The organism is Buttiauxella agrestis ATCC 33320, assembly GCF_000735355.1.
Taxonomy (GTDB): Bacteria; Pseudomonadota; Gammaproteobacteria; order Enterobacterales; family Enterobacteriaceae; genus Buttiauxella; species Buttiauxella agrestis.
Genome location: NZ_JMPI01000070.1, coordinates 101,509 through 119,108 on the forward strand (window position 1 = coordinate 101,509; position 17,600 = coordinate 119,108).

At 51.7% G+C, this 17,600-nt stretch carries 16 protein-coding genes; 8 read left to right on the forward strand and 8 right to left on the reverse strand.

The window, feature by feature from the left end; translation table 11 throughout:
- Positions 1–10: 10 nt before the first annotated feature.
- Both GBAG_RS19870 and tusA read right to left on the reverse strand, forming a co-directional pair.
- Positions 11–994 carry a TRAP transporter substrate-binding protein gene (locus tag GBAG_RS19870; RefSeq protein ID WP_034499554.1) on the reverse strand — a complete coding sequence of 328 codons (984 nt, stop codon included), beginning with the start codon at positions 992–994 and terminating at the stop codon, positions 11–13.
- A gap of 198 nt (positions 995–1,192) precedes the next feature.
- Positions 1,193–1,438 carry a sulfurtransferase TusA gene (tusA, locus tag GBAG_RS19875; protein WP_034499556.1) on the reverse strand — a complete coding sequence of 82 codons (246 nt, stop codon included), beginning with the start codon at positions 1,436–1,438 and terminating at the stop codon, positions 1,193–1,195.
- A 175-nt stretch (positions 1,439–1,613) separates the two neighbouring features.
- Here tusA and GBAG_RS19880 point away from each other — a divergent pair, with 175 nt between their 5' ends.
- On the forward strand, positions 1,614–2,279 hold the full coding sequence (locus tag GBAG_RS19880; protein ID WP_034499558.1) for a 7-cyano-7-deazaguanine/7-aminomethyl-7-deazaguanine transporter: 666 nt from the start codon (positions 1,614–1,616) through the stop codon (positions 2,277–2,279).
- A gap of 71 nt (positions 2,280–2,350) precedes the next feature.
- Positions 2,351–2,908 carry a DcrB family lipoprotein gene (locus tag GBAG_RS19885; RefSeq protein ID WP_034499559.1) on the forward strand — a complete coding sequence of 186 codons (558 nt, stop codon included), beginning with the start codon at positions 2,351–2,353 and terminating at the stop codon, positions 2,906–2,908.
- On the opposite strand, the gene GBAG_RS19890 is transcribed toward GBAG_RS19885, so the two are convergent.
- A complete protein-coding gene (locus GBAG_RS19890) occupies positions 2,909–4,132 on the reverse strand; it encodes an MFS transporter (protein WP_034499561.1) in 1,224 nt (407 codons plus the stop codon). It lies immediately after the preceding gene.
- A 142-nt stretch (positions 4,133–4,274) separates the two neighbouring features.
- On the opposite strand from GBAG_RS19890, the gene GBAG_RS19895 reads away from it, so the two are divergent.
- A complete protein-coding gene (locus tag GBAG_RS19895) occupies positions 4,275–5,324 on the forward strand; it encodes an AI-2E family transporter (RefSeq protein WP_034499563.1) in 1,050 nt (349 codons plus the stop codon).
- A 65-nt stretch (positions 5,325–5,389) separates the two neighbouring features.
- Positions 5,390–6,775 carry a M24 family metallopeptidase gene (locus tag GBAG_RS19900; RefSeq protein WP_034499566.1) on the forward strand — a complete coding sequence of 462 codons (1,386 nt, stop codon included), beginning with the start codon at positions 5,390–5,392 and terminating at the stop codon, positions 6,773–6,775.
- A 2-nt stretch (positions 6,776–6,777) separates the two neighbouring features.
- On the opposite strand, the gene GBAG_RS19905 is transcribed toward GBAG_RS19900, so the two are convergent.
- Both GBAG_RS19905 and GBAG_RS19910 read right to left on the reverse strand, forming a co-directional pair.
- On the reverse strand, positions 6,778–8,025 hold the full coding sequence (locus tag GBAG_RS19905; RefSeq protein ID WP_034499568.1) for an MFS transporter: 1,248 nt from the start codon (positions 8,023–8,025) through the stop codon (positions 6,778–6,780).
- Complete coding sequence (locus GBAG_RS19910) at positions 8,025–9,218, reverse strand: BaiN/RdsA family NAD(P)/FAD-dependent oxidoreductase (protein ID WP_034499570.1); 1,194 nt, start codon at positions 9,216–9,218, stop codon at positions 8,025–8,027. The genes GBAG_RS19905 and GBAG_RS19910 overlap by 1 nt, the downstream gene beginning before the upstream one ends.
- A gap of 229 nt (positions 9,219–9,447) precedes the next feature.
- Here GBAG_RS19910 and pitA point away from each other — a divergent pair, with 229 nt between their 5' ends.
- Positions 9,448–10,950 (forward strand): inorganic phosphate transporter PitA, encoded by a 1,503-nt coding sequence (gene pitA / locus GBAG_RS19915; protein WP_034499572.1) that lies wholly within the window; start codon positions 9,448–9,450, stop codon positions 10,948–10,950.
- A gap of 71 nt (positions 10,951–11,021) precedes the next feature.
- Here pitA and uspB read toward each other — a convergent pair whose 3' ends face one another.
- Positions 11,022–11,357: a universal stress protein UspB gene (uspB, locus tag GBAG_RS19920; RefSeq protein WP_034499574.1), complete on the reverse strand. Its 336-nt coding sequence runs from the start codon at positions 11,355–11,357 to the stop codon at positions 11,022–11,024.
- A 365-nt stretch (positions 11,358–11,722) separates the two neighbouring features.
- On the opposite strand from uspB, the gene uspA reads away from it, so the two are divergent.
- Entirely contained in the window at positions 11,723–12,160 is a 438-nt protein-coding gene (gene uspA, locus GBAG_RS19925; RefSeq protein WP_034499576.1) for a universal stress protein UspA, read from the forward strand.
- Between the two features lie 62 nt (positions 12,161–12,222).
- On the opposite strand, the gene rsmJ is transcribed toward uspA, so the two are convergent.
- Both rsmJ and prlC read right to left on the reverse strand, forming a co-directional pair.
- Positions 12,223–12,981 carry a 16S rRNA (guanine(1516)-N(2))-methyltransferase RsmJ gene (gene rsmJ, locus GBAG_RS19930; RefSeq protein WP_034499578.1) on the reverse strand — a complete coding sequence of 253 codons (759 nt, stop codon included), beginning with the start codon at positions 12,979–12,981 and terminating at the stop codon, positions 12,223–12,225.
- Between the two features lie 8 nt (positions 12,982–12,989).
- Entirely contained in the window at positions 12,990–15,032 is a 2,043-nt protein-coding gene (prlC, locus tag GBAG_RS19935; RefSeq protein WP_034499580.1) for an oligopeptidase A, read from the reverse strand.
- 166 nt (positions 15,033–15,198) lie between these two features.
- Between prlC and GBAG_RS19940 the strand changes: the two genes are divergently transcribed.
- Together GBAG_RS19940 and gorA are read left to right on the forward strand one after the other, a co-directional pair.
- Positions 15,199–16,041, forward strand: coding sequence for a 23S rRNA (adenine(2030)-N(6))-methyltransferase RlmJ (locus GBAG_RS19940; protein ID WP_034499631.1), 843 nt, complete (start codon positions 15,199–15,201; stop codon positions 16,039–16,041).
- 80 nt (positions 16,042–16,121) lie between these two features.
- Positions 16,122–17,474: a glutathione-disulfide reductase gene (gene gorA / locus GBAG_RS19945; protein WP_034499582.1), complete on the forward strand. Its 1,353-nt coding sequence runs from the start codon at positions 16,122–16,124 to the stop codon at positions 17,472–17,474.
- Positions 17,475–17,600 lie beyond the last annotated feature (126 nt).

Here is a 17,600-nt window from a genome sequence, read left to right on the forward strand (position 1 = left end):
GCCCCAAAAGTTACTGAACGTCTGCAATGGCTTTCATCAATTCCTGATGCTTATCGCCGTACTCTTTACGTACCGGTTCAGTCGCTTTCACAAACCAGGCTTTGTCGATTTCGTGGAACTGAACACCACCAGCTTTCATTTTTTCCAGCGCTTGTGTGTTGTAGGCATTCCACAATTGGCGCTGTTCCATTTGCGCATCACGAGCCAGCTTCAGAATTTTTTGCTGTTGGTCAGGCGTCAGCTTGTCCCATTTCACTTTGGAGTAAAGCAGCATTTCAGGCGTGATGAAGTGGCCGCTCAGGGTGTAGTTTTTGGCAACCGGCATGTAGTTGTGGGCAATAAAGGTTGGCGGGTTGTTTTCAGCACCGTCGATGACCCCGGTTTGCATCCCGCTATACACTTCGCTCACGCCCATCGCGACTGAGTTTGCCCCCATGTCTTTGAGTGTTGCCAGCGCAACTGGGCTGCCCTGAACGCGGATTTTCATTCCTTTAAGATCTTCGGGTTTCACTACCGGTTTTTTGGTAATCAGGTTGCGCGTACCGGAATCCATCCAGCCGAGGAACACCAGGCGAGATTTCGGGTTGTTGGTCAGCTTGTCGCCGATTTGTTTGCCCAAATCACCGTCGATAACTTTATGCATATGGTCTTCATCGCGGAACACGTACGGCAGAGTAAAGACTTCTACATCAGGCAGGATCGCCGCAACGGGTGCCATCGAAACACGGATAATGTCGATTGCCCCCATTTGCGCCTGTTCAATCATCTGTTTTTCATCCCCTAACACACCGCTTGGGAACACTTTAATTTCTAAATCACCGTTAGTTTCTTGTTTGAGTTTTTCACCCATGTGCTGAACCGCAACTACGTTTGGATACCCTTCCGGGTGAACGTCAGCGGCTTTTATCACTTGTGCGAAAGCAGATTGCGCAAAAAAAACTGACGCGGTAGACAGACATAAACCAGCAAAAGCAGGCAGAAAGGTCTTCTTCATTGTGTCGCTCCAGCAGAGGTAGAGATGTGGGGTAAGAAATAAAACAATGTTTTAGTTTGTCGTTTAAAAACTAGCCTAAGTGAAGAAAAGCGTGGGTGAAGCACTTCACAAAAAGCGACAAAAAATGAAATTGGGGTTCAGGAGAGATGCAAAGAGGGTTCAGAAGCCCAAAGCGGGGAGCAAAGGGCTTGCGCGGTGTTACTGGCCTTTACGCAATAAGTATTGGTAAGGCAATGATTCCACTTGTTTGGCAAGCAGTTCGTGTTCCATGAAAATGCAAAATCCGGGAATATCACGCGTGGTTGCTGGGTCATCAGCAATCACCAGCAGGGTTTCGCCAGTCTGCATATTGCGTACTGTTTTGCGTACCATCATGACGGGTTCCGGACAGCGCAGGCCCAGGGCATCAAGTGTGTGGTCAGGATTAGAAAAAAGATCGGTCATGGGAAAGCTCGCAATTAACAAACCGCGATAGTTTACGCCGGGAAGATTCTCGTGCAAGTCACGTGAACGATTGCGTTAAAATTAACCATTGCAAAGCGGGACTAAAGCAGTATCATCGGCCCCGCTTTAAAAAAGACCAGGGTTCCCTCACCCCTTTCACTAAAAAGGCTACAAAATGACGCAGTTCAATTCTACTCAGCGCACTAAAGCGCTGTTCTGGCTATCGCTATTCCATTTGCTGGTGATCACATCCAGCAACTATCTGGTGCAATTACCGGTCTCGGTGTTTGGGTTCCATACTACCTGGGGCGCGTTTAGCTTTCCGTTTATCTTCCTCGCAACCGATCTGACGGTACGCATTTTTGGCGCTCCGCTGGCTCGCCGCATTATTTTTGCCGTGATGCTCCCCGCGCTGGTGATTTCCTATGCCATTTCCGCGCTGTTTTATATGGGAACATGGCAAGGGTTCGATGCACTGCTGCACTTTAATCTGTTTGTCGCTCGTATCGCTGTCGCCAGCTTTATGGCCTACGCGTTGGGGCAGATACTGGATGTGCATGTGTTTAATCGCCTGCGCCAGAGCCGTTATTGGTGGCTTGCACCCACAGCATCGACCTTGTTCGGGAATATCAGCGACACGCTTTCCTTCTTCTTTATCGCTTTCTGGCGCAGCCCGGATGCCTTTATGGCGCAGCATTGGGTGGAAATCGCAGTCGTGGATTACTGCTTCAAAGTGCTTATCAGCATCGTGTTCTTCCTGCCGATGTACGGCGTTGTGCTGAATATGTTGTTGAAACGGCTGGCAGATAAGTCTGAAAACTCAGCCTTACAGCCCGGTTGACGGTGGTTGAATTATCTTGTGATAAGATGCGCAGAAGGCCGCAAAGGCTTGCTAACGTAAAGGAAGAAGTCATGGGTAACCTGGTAAAATATGTCGGTATCGGCCTGCTGGTATTGGGCCTGGCCGCTTGCGATAACAACGACAGCAAAACGGCAACAGCGAACGATGCGGCGCAGGCTAGCGCAGCCAGTCAGCCGGTCAGTCTGCTGGATGGGAAAATCAGCTTTGCACTCCCCGCTGATATGACCGATCAGAGCGGTAAATTAGGCACTCAGGCAAATAACATGCACGTCTATTCTGACGCTACCGGTCAGAAAGCAGTGATTGTGATTGTGGGTGAGAACACACCAGACGATCTGGCTGCACTGGCAAAACGCCTTGAAGATCAACAGCGTGCTCGTGACCCACAACTGCAAGTCGTGACCAATAAATCCGTCGAGATTAAAGGCCACACGCTGCAACAGTTAGACAGCGTTATCTCCGCCAAAGGCCAGACGGCTTACTCGTCTGTTATCCTGGGTAAAGTTGATAACCAACTGTTAACTATGCAAATTACACTGCCTGCTGATAACCAGCAAGCGGCGCAAACTGCGGCAGAAAACATAATTAATACCATCACTATCAAATAATTACGGTTGTGATGATGAGACGGCCTCCGGTTCTTCAACCGGGGGCCGTTTTTTTAACAGCCATGCCATTAATAGCGCGATGCAAACCAGTACCGCCGCAGCCAGATAAATCACCGAGACGCCCGCGTAAACCATCACAAATCCGGCTAATGGCCCGGTGATCCCCAGCGATAAATCCATAAACACGGTGTAGGTCGCCAGCGCGCTACCCTGGTTTTGTTGCGGCACCATTTTCACAGCAACCACACCCAAAGCCGGGAACACCAATGAAAAACCTGCCCCCGTCAAAAATGTGCCGACTTTTGCCATCCAAGGTTCGTGCGCAAAGCCCACTAACAGCAACCCGATAATCTCCACCGAGAAGCAAATCATCGCCACGTTCAGGCCGCCAAGCCGGTTAATACCGTTAGGGAACAGTAAGCGAGTGCCCACAAATGCGCAGCTAAAGAGGGTGAGTGCAAAGGCCGCGCCGTCCCAACCTTTGGCGTCGTAAAACAACGTAATGAAGGTGGCGATTACGCCAAATCCTGCGGACGCCAGTGCCAGCGCCATGCCGTAGGGCCAGACGCGCCCCAGCACCGCGCGAAACGGCAGTGGCTTGCCCTTGCTGGCTTTCACCGCCGGGCGAGGAATTGCCAGCAGCACCGCAATTAGCGCCACTGCCATAATGATTCCCGCCAGTAATTTCAACCCGCCGAAGTGATAAAACAGCACCCCCAGCGGTGCGCCCATCGCCATCGCGCCATAGGTCACGATGCCATTCCAGGAGATCACCCGCCCGATGTGCAGCGAGCCGACAACTCCGACGCCCCAAAGCGTTGAACCGGTTCCTGCAAAACTTTGCCCAATCCCCAAAATCACGCGCCCAAGACACAGCAGAACCAGACTCGCCAGCGGCCATGCACTGCCAAACGCCGCCAGCAAGTAGCTCGCACCACTGAGAAAACAGCCGCACAAACCGAATATAACGATCTTTTTCGGGCCAAGAATATCCGCGTAACGCCCCGCATGTGGGCGACTGAGCAGCGTGGCGAAATATTGCAGGCTAATCACCAGCCCCGCCCAAAACGCGCTGTATCCCATAACGTCATGCACGTAGCCCGGCAACACTGCGAGCGGCAGGCCTATCGTCATATAGCTGGCAAAATTGAACATCACGACAGAAACAATCTGTAGATTGAGTCGGAAACTACTTACTACCGGGGCGGGTGTCAGGTCAGGCATGGTTAATCACTTTTAAAACAGCGTTCCTCAGTATAACCATGTCGTGATTCACATTTCAGCAACTGACTTTCAGACTCGACCTGCGAGTGAGAAACAAACGAAGCGCTACACTAAGAAGATCCATCGAACACAGGATCTTTTCATGGTTTCTCCAGAACCCGACAAAACCGGGCTACACATTCTCATTAAGCTTTCTGCACTGGTGATTATTCTTGCCGGGATTCATGCAGCCGCAGACATTATCGTCCAGCTTTTATTGGCCCTGTTTTTTGCCATTGTTTTAAACCCCTTAGTCACCTGGCTAATTCGCCGGGGAGTGAACCGCCCGCTGGCTATTTCAATGGTCGTTTTTGCCATGTTGGTCGTGCTGACCATGCTGGTTGGTGTGCTGGCAGCGTCGATGAGCGAGTTTGTCGATATGCTGCCCAAGTACAATAAAATGCTGACGCAAAAAGTTTTTGAGCTCGAAAAGATGCTGCCGTTTATGCATCTGCGATTATCGCCTGAGCGCATGTTGCAGCGTATGGATTCTGAGAAAGTGATGTCGTATGCCACGACACTCATGACCAGCCTTTCCGGTGCGATGGCCAGTATTTTACTGCTGGTGATGACCGTGGTGTTTATGTTGTTCGAAGTGCGCCACGTTCCCTATAAACTCCGTTTTGCCCTTTCCAATCCGAAAATTCACATCGCCAGCCTGCACCGGGCTTTAAAAGGTGTGACACATTACCTGGCGCTAAAAACATTAATAAGTCTGTGGACCGGGCTGATTATCTGGCTTGGGCTGGAACTGATGGGCGTGCAGTTTGCGCTAATGTGGGGCGTGCTGGGGTTCTTGCTGAATTACATTCCTAACATCGGTTCGGTTATTTCTGCGATTCCACCGATGATTCAGGCATTTTTGTTCAACGGCACTTACGAAATGGTGCTGGTCGGTGCGTTATTCCTGGCGGTACACATGGTGCTGGGAAATATTGTCGAGCCACGCATGATGGGCCGTGGTCTGGGGATGTCGACGTTCGTGGTTTTCCTTTCGTTACTATTCTGGGGCTGGCTGCTCGGCCCGGTCGGCATGTTACTTTCCGTGCCGCTCACCAGCGTGTGCAAAATCTTGATGGAAACCACACAAGGTGGCGGAAAACTGGCGGTGTTACTTGGCCCAGGACGGCCCAAATCTCGATTGCCGGGATAGGCTCAGTATTCGCACGGTGGTAAGTTAAGGTTCTACCGGGGATAAGAAAACGGAGTTACAAACCCATGCCTAATATCACGCTTACCACCATCAAGCAGCCTGAAATCTATCTCAACGTCCCGAGTGTTGGGTTAAACGATCGGACGATTCAGGAGCGCTTGCGCAAAATTTTGCAGGGAATGGCGCAGCAGAATTTCGATTCGCTAGTCGTTTACGCAGACAAAGAACATGGCGGGAATTTTGAGTATCTGACCGGTTTCATTCCGCGATTTGAAGAAGGTTTGTTGGTGTTGCATAAAAATGGCGAGGCGGTGCTGGTGCTCGGCAATGAAAACCTTAAGCTAGCGCAATTCTCCAGAACGCCCGCTAAAGTGGTTCATGCTCCGTGGTTTTCACTGCCAAACCAGCCGATGGACACCGCACTTTCGCTCACTGACGTGCTAAAGCAAGCCGGACTGGATGGACAACAGCGCGTCGGGATCGCGGGCTGGAAGCTGTTCACCGGCAACCACGACAACAACTCGTCACTGTTCGACATCCCGACTTTTATTTTCCATGCCCTTCAGGCTGCGCTCACTCCAGAATGCGAGCTGCTTAATGCCACCGGGCTGTTTATCTCGCCGCGCAATGGCGCACGCATTATTAATAATGCCAACGAAATCGCCCATTACGAATACGGCGCAAATCTGGCATCAACGGCGGCACTAACCGCCCTGAATGCAATTGACCTGGGTAAAACAGAAAAATCTATTGCCGCACTGCTTGCCGCTGAAGGGCAGGCAAACAACGTCGTCACTATAGCCGCGACGGGCGATCGCTTCGAAAACGCCAATTTGTATCCTTCCGATAAGCACATCCAACAAGGCGATAAATTCTCTTTAACCGTCAGCTATAAAGGCGGTTTAACCAGCCGCGCGGCTTACGTTGTGAGTAGTGCCGATGAGCTTCATCCCTACGTTAAAGATTATCTGGATGTGGTCGCCATTCCGTATTATCGCGCGGTAGTGAGCTGGCTTGAGAAGATGCATGTTGGCGTAAAAGGCCATGAAGTTTACGAACTGATTGAGCGGGTTTTACCAAAAGACGAATACCACTGGCACCTGAATCCTGGCCATTTGGTCGCCGATGAAGAGTGGCTGTGTTCGCCAATTTACCCGGCGTCAGATATTCCATTATCCAGCGGTATGCTGCTGCAAATCGACATTATTCCGTCGCGCAAAGGCTATGCCGGAGCCAGTATCGAAGACACTGTAGCACTGGCCGACAAGGCGCTTCGTGAGCAAATTAAAACCGATTATCCTGAGCTTTGGCAGCGTATTAGCGCACGCCGGGAATACATCAGCAATGTGCTTAATATTCAATTGCATGAAGATGTATTGCCGCTATCCAACACCGTTGGATATCTGCGCCCTTACCTGCTGAATAAAGATTTGGCATTAGCCTGCCAGTAAGATTAAACCTGATGTTGCCTGACTTGAGCGGCATTATCGAGCCGCCTGATTGACGGCGTGAAGCTGGCGGCGAAAGTTGCCAGCAGAACGGCGACTGCGCAAGCCAGTAAGACTTTTTCATTGCCGTAGTGCATCGCCAGTGGGCCTGCGGCAAGTTCACCCACAGGAATCGCCACAAATGAACCTAACGCGTCGTATGCGTAAACCCGCGCCAGTTTTTCCGGCGGGATATGCGTTTGCAACGATTGCGCCCACGCCACACCAAACAAACCGAAGCCCGCGCCAGCGATAAAAAATACCACCATCAGGATAGGTGTCGATGGCAGCAAAGCCAGAACGACAATCGGCCCGGCGCAAAATGCCGTCAGAATTGTGCCAATAAGTAAATCGCGACGAGGCCGCCAGCGAAGCGCAATAACTGAGCCAACAATCAAGCCAGCGCTTTGTGCCGCGATGGCCATTCCCCAACCCGCGCGGCCAAATGTCTCATCAGCGACGACCGGGCCAAGTATCATCATCACGCCGCTGAAAGCCGCATTCACAATGGTAAACTGCACAACGATCGCCCAAACCCACGAGCGAGAAATAAACTCGGTCCAGCCGTCTTTTAAATCCTGCAATATGTTGGATTGCGAGCCTTGCGGTTGTGTCGAATGGATGCGGATCATCAGATAAAGTGGTGCTGATGCAGCAAATCCTAATGCATCTACAGCCAGCCCCCAGCCCGGTCCCATCACGCTGATCAGCACGCCACCCAGCGACGCGCCAAGCACCGTTCCGCCGTAAATCCCCAACTGAATAAAGGCGTTGGCTTCTCGCAATGAATGTACCGGAACGGTTTGCGGAACCATTGATTGTGATGCCGGTAGCGACGCTCCCGCCGCTGCGCCATTTATCGCGCCGAGCACCGCCAATAGCGCGATGGTAGCCGATCCATCCAACACCAGGCAGGCGACAACAGCCTGAGAAACAGCGGCAATCACCGATGAGTACAACAGGACTTTGCTTCGTGCGTAGCGATCGGCGAGCACTCCGCCAATGAGCAAAAAGGCAACGTTAAAAATGGAACGGGAAGCGATGACAATACCTAAATCAGCAGCCGTTCCGCCCATATCGAGCACAGCAAAAGCCAGAGCAATGGGTGCAATACCGTTGCCCAGTACCGTTAAAAGACGCGCGAAAAATAGATTTCTGAACGAAGCGTAATGAAATGCTCGTTTTGAAGGTAGCGCTGCCGATTCCCTGCTCATTAATTTACAACCAAATCCTGTGCGCACGCCCAGGCAGACGCCCAGGCCCACTGGAAATTATACCCGCCTAACCAACCACTTACGTCCATCACTTCACCGATAAAATACAGCCCCGGCACATTACGCGCTTCCATGGTGCGGGAGCTAAGTTCGTTGGTATCCACGCCGCCAAGGGTAACTTCAGCGGTGCGATAACCTTCGGTGCCGTTGGGCTGCACACGCCAGTTTTGTAAGGTTTCAAGCACTTCACTTTGTTGACGGGTATTGAGCTGTTTAAGTGTGACATCCGGTATTTGCTCAAGCTGTTGCAGGCACTCCACCAGGCGTTTTGGCAGTACCATCGCCAGCGTGTTTTTCAGGCTTTGATTTGGATGAGCGTTGCGCTGCTCGTTAAGCAATTCATCCAGATCGGTATCAGGAAGTAAGTTAACGCTCACAAACTCGCCAGGCTGCCAGTAACTCGACAGTTGCAACACCGCAGGGCCAGACAGACCACGATGCGTAAACAATAAACTTTCACGGAAGCTCACGCCGTTTTCAGCCGTAATGACGGACGGAACCGAGACGCCTGAAAGTACCTGTAGCTGTTCGAGTAACGGTTTGTGCAGCGTAAACGGCACAAGGCCTGCACGAGTTGGCAACACTTTTAGCCCAAACTGTTCAGCGATTTTATAGCCAAAAGGTGTAGCCCCCAGGCCCGGCATGGAAAGCCCGCCCGTAGCGATGACTAATTTTGCTGCCTGAACGCTGTCGCCATTTAATTGAATGGTGTAGCCGTTTTCATCACGTTCGATGCCTAACACTTCGCTACGCAGGCGCATGGTCACTTGCCCTTTATCACATTCGGCCACCAGCATATCGACTATCTGTTGAGCTGATTCATCACAAAAAAGTTGGCCGAGCGTTTTCTCATGCCACGCGATACCGTGCTTACCGACCATGTCGATAAAATCCCACTGGGTGTAGCGTGCGAGCGCAGATTTGCAAAAATGAGGGTTTTGGCTGAGATAAGCTGCAGGTTCGATATAAAGGTTAGTAAAGTTGCAGCGACCTCCGCCCGACATCAGAATCTTACGGCCTGGTTTTTTACCGTTATCGATGAGTAGCACTTTGCTTCCCGCCTGCCCAGCCATCGCTGCACAGAACATTCCTGCGGCTCCCGCACCAATAATTACGGCATCAAACTTTTCCACGACCTACTCCCGACTATGCTTAATGCAAGGAATTGTAAAGATAGCGGGCTGGTCGCACCAGCTAAATGCGTCTTAACAATTGCAGGTGATTGAAAATAAATATGTAAATCTTTTCATTGTTTGACCCAGGAAGGACAAACATCAAGAAAAGTCCATATTTCTGTTGGCGCATTACGGAGTTGTCTTACATAATGCGCCGCGTTCATGTCCTCAAAATGGCGTAACGTCTATGGAATTTCTGTTTAATGGCCTGGATCTACATACCGGGCTTTTGTTATTACTTGCTCTGGCATTTGTTCTCTTCTACGAAGCGATCAACGGCTTCCATGACACTGCAAACGCAGTGGCAACCGTTATCTATACTCGTGCAATGCGATCGCAACTCGCGGTGGCAATGGCGGCGTTATTTAACTTCCTCGGCGTTCTGCTCGGCGGATTGAGCGTGGCGTATGCGATTGTGCATATGTTGCCAACCGATCTGCTGTTGAACGTAGGGTCCGCTCATGGCCTCGCCATGGTGTTCTCTATGTTACTGGCCGCTATCATCTGGAACCTCGGCACCTGGTATTTTGGTCTGCCAGCATCCAGCTCCCATACGCTAATCGGTGCCATCATTGGTATTGGTTTGACGAATGCATTAATGAACGGAACCTCCGTTGTTGATGCGCTGAATATCCCGAAAGTGATTGGGATTTTCATGTCGTTGATCCTCTCTCCAATTGTGGGTCTGGTGATTGCGGGCGGGTTAATCTTTTTGCTACGTCGCTACTGGAGCGGCACCAAAAAGCGCCGCCGTATCCACCTGACACCTGCCGAGCGTGAAAAACAAGACGGCAAGAAAAAGCCACCATTCTGGACGCGTATCGCCCTGATTATCTCCGCTATTGGCGTGAGCTTCTCTCATGGCGCAAACGACGGGCAGAAAGGTATCGGCTTAATCATGCTGGTATTGATTGGCGTTGCGCCTGCAGGCTTCGTGGTGAACATGAATGCTTCCGGTTACGACATTGCTCGTACTCGCGATGCCATTACGCACCTTGAGCAGTATTACGCGCAGCACGGCGATGCGATTAAGCACGTTGTCGATCTGAACCCAGCTATTCCAACCCCTGAAGAAGTGAAGGGTCAGGATAAGCCTGCTGAATTCCATTGTGACGCCAGCCGCGCCATGATTGCAGTGCAGCGTGCGAAAGAACTACTGGGCAATATCGACAGCTACGACAAGTTGAGCATCGAGCAGCGTAGCCATATGCGCCGCCTGCTGCTGTGCATCTCTGATACTTCAGAGAAAGTCGCTAAACTGCCGGAAACCAAACCGGACGATAAGCGCTTCCTGAAAGAGCTGAAAACTGACTTGTTGTATACCATCGAGTACGCACCAATCTGGATTATCATGGCGGTCGCTCTGGCGCTTGGCCTCGGTACTATGATTGGCTGGCGTCGTGTGGCAACAACTATCGGTGAGAAGATTGGTAAGAAAGGCATGACGTATGCGCAGGGTATGTCCGCGCAGATGACAGCCGCCGTCTCCATCGGTATTGCGAGCTACACCGGTATGCCGGTTTCTACCACTCACGTGCTTTCTTCTTCCGTAGCGGGGACGATGGTGGTTGATGGCGGCGGTTTGCAGCGTAAAACGGTAACCAACATCCTGATGGCCTGGGTGTTTACTCTGCCGGTGTCGATTCTGCTTTCTGGTTCTCTTTACTGGATTTCACTGCACTTCATTTAAGAGCGGTGTAGTCACCAGAAAGCAAAAAGCGGGTCAGTTTACTGGCCCGCTTTTTTTATGTGCTCAAACTGTCAGTGCCAAATCATCAAACCGATAAGACTAATCACCACAAGTCCGCATAGCGCGCTGGTTAAAATAAACTGGCGGCGCAGACGTTCACAGCGGCGGATAAACTCATCGTCGTGATGGTCAAGATAACGTTGAGCATAGATGTAGCCCACTAAGCGAATCTGTTTGCTTGGCTGGCCGTGTGAGGTAAAAAAACCGCCTCCATCGACATATTGGTACAGCAGCGGATCGCAACCGCGAAGTACCACCAGCAGTGCACGCAAAGATGAGTAATAGCGCGCCATATTCACGACACAAACTACACAAAGCGCCCAAAAAAGTGCGACGGTGCTGATCATCATAATACCCCTCCCGGTGAAGCCCCAGAACATCACTCCAGGGCAACCGCTCACCCCGAAAACCAGAAAGACCGTTCAGCGAGCCCAAAAAGCCGATCCGGCTCACATTACTATTCCGGAACGGCTCATTTAATAGTGTAGGAGATCCGCTAATTTTTTTGCCACATCATTAATCTTTATCAAAGCGATTAAGGCTATTTGGGGCTTCAATGTATACAGCGGTGGCACATTGACGATTTCTATCATTCGCTATAGGGTAGAAATATCATCTACAATTTAGGTCTTTAGACGCGGATGGCACAGATGCAGCGCATCGTGTTATCCGACCAGGCTGGTCATCGACAACTTATGGAAGGAGTAAAATTATGTCTTACAAACACATTCTAATCGCGGTAGATCTCTCCCCGGAGAGCAAAGTACTGGTGGAAAAAGCGGTTTCTATGGCTCGCCCATACAACGCGAAGGTTTCCCTGATTCATGTCGATGTAAATTACTCCGATCTCTATACCGGATTGATCGATGTAAATCTTGGCGATATGCAGAAACGCATTTCTGAAGAAACTCATAACGCATTGAGCGAGCTGTCAACTGGCGCAGGTTATCCAATCACTGAAACCCTGAGCGGTAGCGGCGATCTGGGCCAGGTTCTGGTAGATGCCATTAAGAAGTACGATATGGACTTAGTGGTCTGCGGGCACCACCAGGATTTCTGGAGCAAACTGATGTCTTCTGCACGTCAGCTGATCAACACCGTTCACGTTGATATGCTGATTGTTCCACTGCGCGACGAAGACGAAGATTAAGTTTAGAACGTTTAAGCCCTCACCCTAACCCTCCCCAGGAGAGGGTCGGGGTGAGGGGTGTTCTATTCCACGATTGCCGTTCCCGAATAAATATCAAACCGGTGGCCTTTAGTGACCACTGCGTTATGCGTTTCCACGCCACCGAGCGGCGGCGCGTAGTCCGGGCGTTTCACCACCACACGTTTTGTCGCCAGCTTTTGCGCAGGCAACAGCAAACCATCTGCATCTTCGTCTGGCCCCACTAGCGACTGAAACACACGCATCTCTTTCTTCACCAGCGCGCTTTTCTGCTTATGCGGGAACATCGGATCGAGATAGACCACTTCCGGGCGCGGCGTAATATCGCTCAACGCCGTCAGACTTGAAGCGTGAATCAGCTGCAAACGTTCCTGCAACCAGCCGCCAATTTCCGCATCCTGGTAACCACGGCGTAAACCGTCGTCGAGCAACGCCGCCACTACCGGATTACGCTCCAGCATCCGCACGCGGCAGCCTACAGACGCCAGCACGAACGCATCGCGCCCAAGCCCTGCCGTCGCATCGACCACGTCCGGCAGATAGCCGCTTTTGATGCCAACCGCTTTTGCCACCGCTTCGCCACGCCCACCGCCAAATTTGCGGCGATGCGCCATCGCTCCAGAGACAAAATCAACAAAAATACCGCCGAGTTTTGGCTCGTCGCGCTTACGTAATTCGAGATGGTCAGGCGTCAAAACCAGCGCCATCAGGGAATCTGCATCGTGCACAAGACCCCAGCGCTCGCTCAAAAGTGATAAGGCGCCGGAGTCGGCGCCTGCTTCAGTTAATAAACAGATTTTCACAGAATGAATTAGCCCTTGATGCCGTAATGAGCCAGCATCGCATCGAGCTGCGGTTCACGGCCACGGAAGCGTTTGAACAGCTCCATTGGCTCTTCTGAACCGCCACGAGTCAGGATGTTATCAAGGAATGATTGCCCGGTTTCGCGGTTGAAAATGCCTTCTTCTTCAAAACGTGAGAACGCATCTGCCGCCAGCACATCCGCCCACAGGTAGCTGTAATAACCCGCCGCATAACCGCCAGCAAAGATATGGCTGAAGGCGTGTGGGAAACGACCCCATTTTGGCGATGGCACAACCGCAACCAGCTTCTTGATTTCAGCCAGAGTTTCCAGCACTTTCGCGCCCTGCTCCGGGTTGAATTCTGCGTGCAGACGGAAGTCGAACAGGCCGAACTCCAACTGGCGCAGAATAAACAGCGCTGCCTGGTAGTTCTTCGCCGCCAGCATTTTATCCAGTAGCTCTTTTGGCAGCGGTTCACCGGTTTCGTAATGGCCGGAGATAAACGCCAGCGCGTCCGGCTCCCAGCACCAGTTTTCCATAAACTGGCTTGGCAACTCGACCGCATCCCACGGCACACCGTTAATACCAGAAACACCCGCCGTTTCGACTTTAGTCAGCATGTGGTGCAAACCGTGTCCGAACTCATGGAACAGCGTGATCACTTCGTCATGAGTAAACAGCGCGGGTTTGCCATTTACCGGGCGGTTGAAGTTACAGGTCAGGTAAGCGACAGGTTTTTGCAGCGAACCGTCAGCTTTACGCATCTGGCCTACGCAATCATCCATCCACGCCCCGCCGCGTTTGTTTTCGCGGGCATACAGGTCGAGATAGAAGCTGCCACGCAACTCATTTTTCTCGTCATATAGCTCGAAGAAACGCACATCGGAATGCCAGACGTCGATGTCTTTGCGTTCTTTCGCGGTGATGCCGTAAATGCGTTTCACCACTTCAAACAGGCCGTTTACCGCGCGATCTTCCGGGAAATATGGGCGCAGTTGTTCGTCGCTGATGCTGTACAGATGCTGTTTCTGTTTTTCGCTGTAATAGGTGATGTCCCACGGTTCCAGCTCGGTGACGTTAAATTCTTTTTGCGTGAACGCGCGCAGTTGCGCCAGTTCAGCCTCGCCCTGTGGACGCGCACGTTTCGCCAGATCGGTTAAGAACTCGAGCACCTGCTGCGGGTTTTCTGCCATTTTAGTGGCGAGAGATTTTTCCGCGTAGTTGCCAAAGCCCAGCAACTCAGCCAGTTCATGACGCAGCGCCAGAATTTCTTCCATCACTGGCGTGTTGTCCCACTTGCCTGCATTCGGGCCTTGATCGGATGCGCGAGTAGCATAGGCGCGATACATTTCTTCGCGCAGCTCGCGGTTGTCGCAGTAAGTGAGCACTGGCAAATAGCTTGGGATATCCAGCGTCAACAGCCAGCCATCTTGCTCTTTGGCTTCGGCCTGAGCGCGTGCTGCCGCCAGTGCACTTTCCGGCATACCAGAAAGTTGCGCTTCGTCAGTAATCAGTTTCGTCCAGCCTTGGGTCGCATCCAGCACGTTGTTGCTGTAGGTCGAACCCAGTTCAGACAAGCGCGCAGCGATTTCGCCATAGCGCTTTTGTTTTTCTGGCGGCAAACCGATGCCAGAAAGCTCGAAATCACGCAGTGCGTTATCAACAGCTTTTTTCTCAGCTACGCTCAGATCGGCATAAAACGCGCCATCGCGCAGGTTGCGATACGCCTGATAAAGCCCTTCGTGCTGCCCAACCCAGGTGCTGTATTCAGACAGCAGCGGCAGCGTTTGTTCGTAAGCCTCACGCAGTTCCGCGCTGTTTTGTACCGAATTCAAATGACTGACCGGCGAGAAGATGCGGCCCAGGCGATCGTCCACTTCTGCCAGCGGCTGGCAAAGATTATCCCAGTTATAAGGCGCGCCTTGCGCTACCACGCTTTCGACTTTCGCACGGCAATCATCCAGCGCTTGCTGCACGGCTGGCACGATATGTTCAGGTTTAAGAGCGGAAAACGGCGGCAGATCGAAAGGGGTCAGCAATGGATTAGTCATAAGCGCGGTTCCTGATATCTGATAAGTGGAGCGCGTAATGCGCTACAAAAGCAATCTTCTTAACATGAGGCTTAGTTTAGCTAATTTCAATGCCAGGCGGTGAGCATAAGGCTGTATACTGTGCAGAATAGTTGTTCTTCTTTTGTCTTTGGAAACCCTGCAAGCCATGCTCAGTTATCGCCACAGCTTTCACGCCGGCAACCACGCCGACGTACTGAAACACACCGTTCAAAGTCTGATCATCGAATCCTTAAAAGAGAAGGAAAAACCTTTTCTGTACCTGGATACTCATGCAGGCGCAGGCCGATATAAACTGAGCAGCGAGCACGCAGAGCGCACCGGTGAATATCTGGAAGGGATCGCTCGCATCTGGCAACACGATGATTTACCTGCGGAACTTGAAGCCTATATTGGTGCGGTGAAAGCCTACAACCACAGCGGCCAATTGCGTTACTACCCAGGTTCTCCGCTGATTGCCCGCCAGCTTCTGCGCGAGCAAGACAGCCTGCAACTGACCGAACTGCACCCGTCAGATTTCCCGCTGCTGCGTTCTGAATTCCAGAAAGACAATCGCGCTCGCGTTGAACGTGCGGACGGTTACACCCAGCTTAAATCCAAACTGCCGCCAGCTTCGCGTCGTGGTCTGATTCTTATCGACCCACCGTATGAGATTAAAACTGACTACCAGGCCGTTGTGACAGGCATCAACGATGGCTATAAGCGTTTTGCGACAGGGACTTACGCCCTGTGGTATCCCGTGGTTATGCGTCAGCAAATCAAACGCATGCTGCGCGAGCTGGAAGAAACAGGCATTCGCCGCATTCTTCAAATCGAACTGGCCGTACTGCCTGATAGCGACCGCCGTGGCATGACTGCCTCCGGCATGATTGTTATCAACCCACCGTGGAAACTGGAGCAGCAAATGGCTAATGTACTGCCGTGGCTGCATAAAACCCTGGTGCCATCAGGCAACGGTTCGACCACATTGAGCTGGGTTGTGCCTGAGTAACGGCTATTGCAGCTATCGGTGGAACCATTTTCTCGGCGCGCTACAATCGCGAATATTTTTCGACTCATTAGGGAAACATCATGACCAAACATTATGACTACCTCGCCATTGGCGGCGGCAGCGGCGGTATTGCCTCCATTAACCGTGCGGCGATGTATGGAAAGAAATGCGCACTGATTGAGGCGAAAGAGCTGGGCGGTACCTGCGTAAACGTGGGTTGCGTACCGAAAAAAGTAATGTGGCACGCGGCGCAAATCGCCGAAGCTATCCACAATTACGGCCCGGATTACGGTTTCGACACCACGGTGAATAAATTCGACTGGGACAAACTGATCGCCAGCCGCACCGCGTATATCGACCGCATCCACACTTCTTATGACAACGTGCTGGGTAAAAACAACGTTGATGTAATTCGCGGCTTTGCGAAATTTGTCGACGCACACACGGTCGAAGTGAACGGCGAAACCATCACCGCAGACCACATCCTGATTGCCACCGGTGGCCGCCCAAGCCGTCCGTCTATTCCAGGTGCTGAGTACGGTATTGATTCCGATGGCTTCTTCGCGCTTCCTGCGTTGCCAAAACGCATCGCGGTTGTTGGCGCGGGTTATATCGCGGTTGAAATCGCAGGCGTGGTCAACGCGCTGGGTTCTGAGACACATCTGTTTGTGCGCCAACACGCACCACTGCGTACTTTTGACCCGTTAATCGTCGAAACGCTGCTGGAAGTGATTAACACCGAAGGCCCAACGCTGCACACGCAAGCGGTGCCGAAAGCGGTGGTTAAAAATGCCGATGGTAGTTTGACGCTGCAACTGGAAGATGGCCGCTCTGAAACCGTAGATTGCCTGATTTGGGCGATTGGTCGCGAGCCGGAAACCGACAACTTCAACCTGGCAGCAACCGGTGTCAAAACCAATGCCAAAGGCTATATCGAAGTCGATAAATTCCAGAACACCAGCGTTGCGGGCATTTATGCCGTGGGCGATAACACCGGAGCCGTCGAACTGACACCAGTCGCCGTTGCGGCCGGTCGTCGCCTGTCAGAGCGCCTGTTTAACAACAAGCCAGACGAGCATTTAGATTACAGCAACGTTCCTACCGTCGTATTCAGCCACCCGCCAATCGGCACGGTTGGTTTAACCGAACCGCAAGCGCGTGAGCAATACGGCGACGACAACGTGAAAGTGTACAAATCGTCCTTCACCGCGATGTATACCGCCGTGACTTCGCACCGCCAGCCATGCCGCATGAAGCTGGTTTGCGCTGGCCCGGATGAGAAAATCGTTGGTATTCACGGCATCGGTTACGGCATGGATGAAATGCTGCAAGGCTTTGCAGTGGCACTGAAAATGGGTGCGACTAAGAAAGACTTTGATAATACAGTGGCCATTCACCCGACCGGTTCGGAAGAATTCGTTACTATGAGGTAATGAATTAAAAGTGAATTAAAAAAGGCTGCGAAATTTAGATTTCGCAGCCTTTTTATTTATTTCGGACATTTTAATAAAGCTCGAATAATCAAAAACACTAACTCATTAATTTTCATACACCTGCGC